The 3,144-nt window shown below is 46.3% G+C and carries 2 rRNA genes; both read right to left on the bottom strand.

The features are described from left to right. Positions 1-8: 8 nt before the first annotated feature. A 5S ribosomal RNA gene (rrf, locus tag BUB82_RS11400) occupies positions 9-116 on the bottom strand. Between the two features lie 104 nt (positions 117-220). Then, positions 221-3,062, bottom strand: a 23S ribosomal RNA gene (locus BUB82_RS11395). Between the last annotated feature and the right edge of the window lie 82 nt (positions 3,063-3,144).

Below are 3,144 nucleotides of genomic sequence, written 5' to 3'. Positions count from 1 at the left end.
TTATAAAAGGAAGGCGGCGACCTACTCTCCCACGATTGTAGTACCATCGGCGCTAACGAGCTTAACTTCTCTGTTCGGAATGGGAAGAGGTGAGCCTCGTTGCTATAACCACCTTAAATTGGTCTGTTTAAGCAATCGTTTAAACAGTATGAGTTGACATAATCGGTGATAAAATAAGTAAGATTTAAGCTTTCGACATATCAATTATCAAAAGAGCTGTTATAATAAGCTTTTGGGTAATTAGTACTACTCGGCTATGACATTACTGCCTTTACACCTGTAGCCTATCAACGTTGTCGTCTTCAACGACCCTTTAAAGAAATCTCATCTTGTGGTGGGTTTCGCGCTTATATGCTTTCAGCGCTTATCCCTGCCAAACGTAGCTACTCTGCTATGCTCCTGGCGGAACAACAGATACACCAGAGGTTTGTCCAACTCGGTCCTCTCGTACTAGAGTCAGATCCACGCAAATTTCTAACGCCCACTGTAGATAGAGACCGAACTGTCTCACGACGTTCTGAACCCAGCTCGCGTGCCACTTTAATGGGCGAACAGCCCAACCCTTGGGACCTTCTCCAGCCCCAGGATGTGACGAGCCGACATCGAGGTGCCAAACCCCCCCGTCGATGTGAGCTCTTGGGGGAGATCAGCCTGTTATCCCCGGAGTACCTTTTATCCTTTGAGCGATGGCCCTTCCATGCGGAACCACCGGATCACTATGCTCTACTTTCGTACCTGATCGACTTGTAGGTCTCTCAGTCAAGCTCCCTTATGCCATTGCACTCTACGCACGGTTACCAAGCGTGCTGAGGGAACCTTTAGAAGCCTCCGTTACTATTTTGGAGGCGACCACCCCAGTCAAACTACCCACCAAGTAATGTCTCCCTATTAAGGGATTAGGCTTCAAACAAGTAAAGGGTGGTATTTCAACAATGACTCCACGATACCTAGCGATACCGCTTCAATGTCTCCCACCTATCCTACACATCACTTATCCAAAGTCAATACTAAGCTATAGTAAAGGTTCACGGGGTCTTTTCGTCCCACAGCGGGTAATCGGCATCTTCACCGATACTACAATTTCACCGAGCTCATGGCTGAGACAGTGTCCAGATCGTTGCACCATTCGTGCAGGTCGGAACTTACCCGACAAGGAATTTCGCTACCTTAGGACCGTTATAGTTACGGCCGCCGTTTACTGGGGCTTCAATTCAATGCTTCTCCGAAGATAACATCTCCTCTTAACCTTCCAGCACCGGGCAGGTGTCAGGCCCTATACGTCATCTCTCAATTTCGCAGAGCCCTGTGTTTTTGATAAACAGTCGCCTGGACCTCTTCACTGCGGCCCCACCGAAGTGGGGCGACCCTTCTCCCGAAGTTACGGGCCCATTTTGCCTAGTTCCTTAGCCATGAATCTCTCGAGCACCTTAGATTTCTCATCCCAACTACCTGTGTCGGTTTACGGTACGGGCTGCTTTATTCGATTTTCTTGGAAAGACCGCCTCTAGATTATCACCGCCACCGTAGCTTTGGTGTACTATCCCATACTTACATATGGTTCAACGTGCAATTCCGTCTGCACGCACTAGATTTGCTCTTCCGTCTCTTTTAATATAAAGCAGGTAGCAGAATATTAACTGCTTGTCCATCGACTACCCCTTTCGGGTTCGCCTTAGGTCCCGACTAACCCTCAGCTGATTAGCATAGCTGAGGAATCCTTGGTCTTTCGGTGTGCGGGTTTCTCGCCCGCATTATCGTTACTTATGCCTACATTTTCTTTTCTAAACACTCCAGAATACCTTACAGTACACCTTCTACGCCGTTTAGAATGCTCCCCTACCTCTCATAAATTATATCTATGAAAGCATAGCTTCGGTAATATACTTATGCCCGATTATTATCCATGCCTGACCGCTCGACTAGTGAGCTGTTACGCACTCTTTAAATGAATGGCTGCTTCCAAGCCAACATCCTAGCTGTCTATGCAGTTAGACCGCGTTTATTCAACTTAGTATATATTTAGGGACCTTAGCTGATGCTCTGGGTTCTTTCCCTCTCGGACATGGACCTTAGCACCCATGCCCTCACTGATAGTTAACATTTTATAGCATTCGGAGTTTGTCAGGAATTGGTAGGCGGTGAAGCCCCCGCATCCAATCAGTAGCTCTACCTCTATAAAACTATCACTATCGCTGCACCTAAATGCATTTCGGGGAGTACGAGCTATTTCCGAGTTTGATTGGCCTTTCACCCCTACCCTCAGGTCATCCCAAGACTTTTCAACGTCAACGGGTGCGGTCCTCCACTTTGGGTTAACAAAGCTTCAACCTGCCCAAGGGTAGATCACACGGTTTCGCGTCTACCAATGCTAACTTAATCGCCCTATTCAGACTCGCTTTCGCTACGACTACTTGACTGAATCAATTAGTCTCGCTAACACCGGTAACTCGTAGGCTCATTATGCAAAAGGCACGCCGTCATCCCGAATAATCGGGACTCCGACCGCTTGTAAGCGTATGGTTTCAGGATCTATTTCACTCCTTTATTCAAGGTTCTTTTCACCTTTCCCTCACGGTACTAGTTCACTATCGGTCTCTCAGTAGTATTTAGCCTTAGCGGATGGTCCCGCTTGATTCATGCAAGGTTTCTCGTGCCCCGCACTACTCAGGATACTACTATTAATTATACCTTTACCTATACAGGACTTTCACCTTCTTCGGCTTAGCTTTCCAGCTAATTCTAATTACAGCATAATCAAATATTGTAGTCCTACAACCCCATATATGCCAAAACATACATGGTTTGGGCTATTTCACTTTCGCTCGCCGCTACTCACAAAATCACTATTGTTTTCTCTTCCTCTGGTTACTTAGATGTTTCAGTTCACCAGGTTAGCCTCTACACAAAGTAGATACTATGCCTTCAACATAGCAGGTTGCCCCATTCGGATATCTGCGGATCAATTCGTATGTGCCAATCCCCACAGCTTTTCGCAGCTTGTCACGTCCTTCTTCGCCTCTGAGAGCCTAGGCATCCCCCATACGCCCTTAATAAGCTTATTATAACTCTTATATTCTCTCTTAATTATTTCTAAAAAAAACTCGCGTCTCTCTTATTTTATCCCAATATGTCAATGAACTTTAT

Origin of the sequence: Psychroflexus salarius (assembly GCF_900129035.1) — a bacterium.
Taxonomy (GTDB): Bacteria; Bacteroidota; Bacteroidia; order Flavobacteriales; family Flavobacteriaceae; genus Psychroflexus; species Psychroflexus salarius.
The sequence above is the reverse complement of the archived record's forward strand: the minus strand, read 5'-3'. Positions and strand labels throughout refer to the sequence as shown.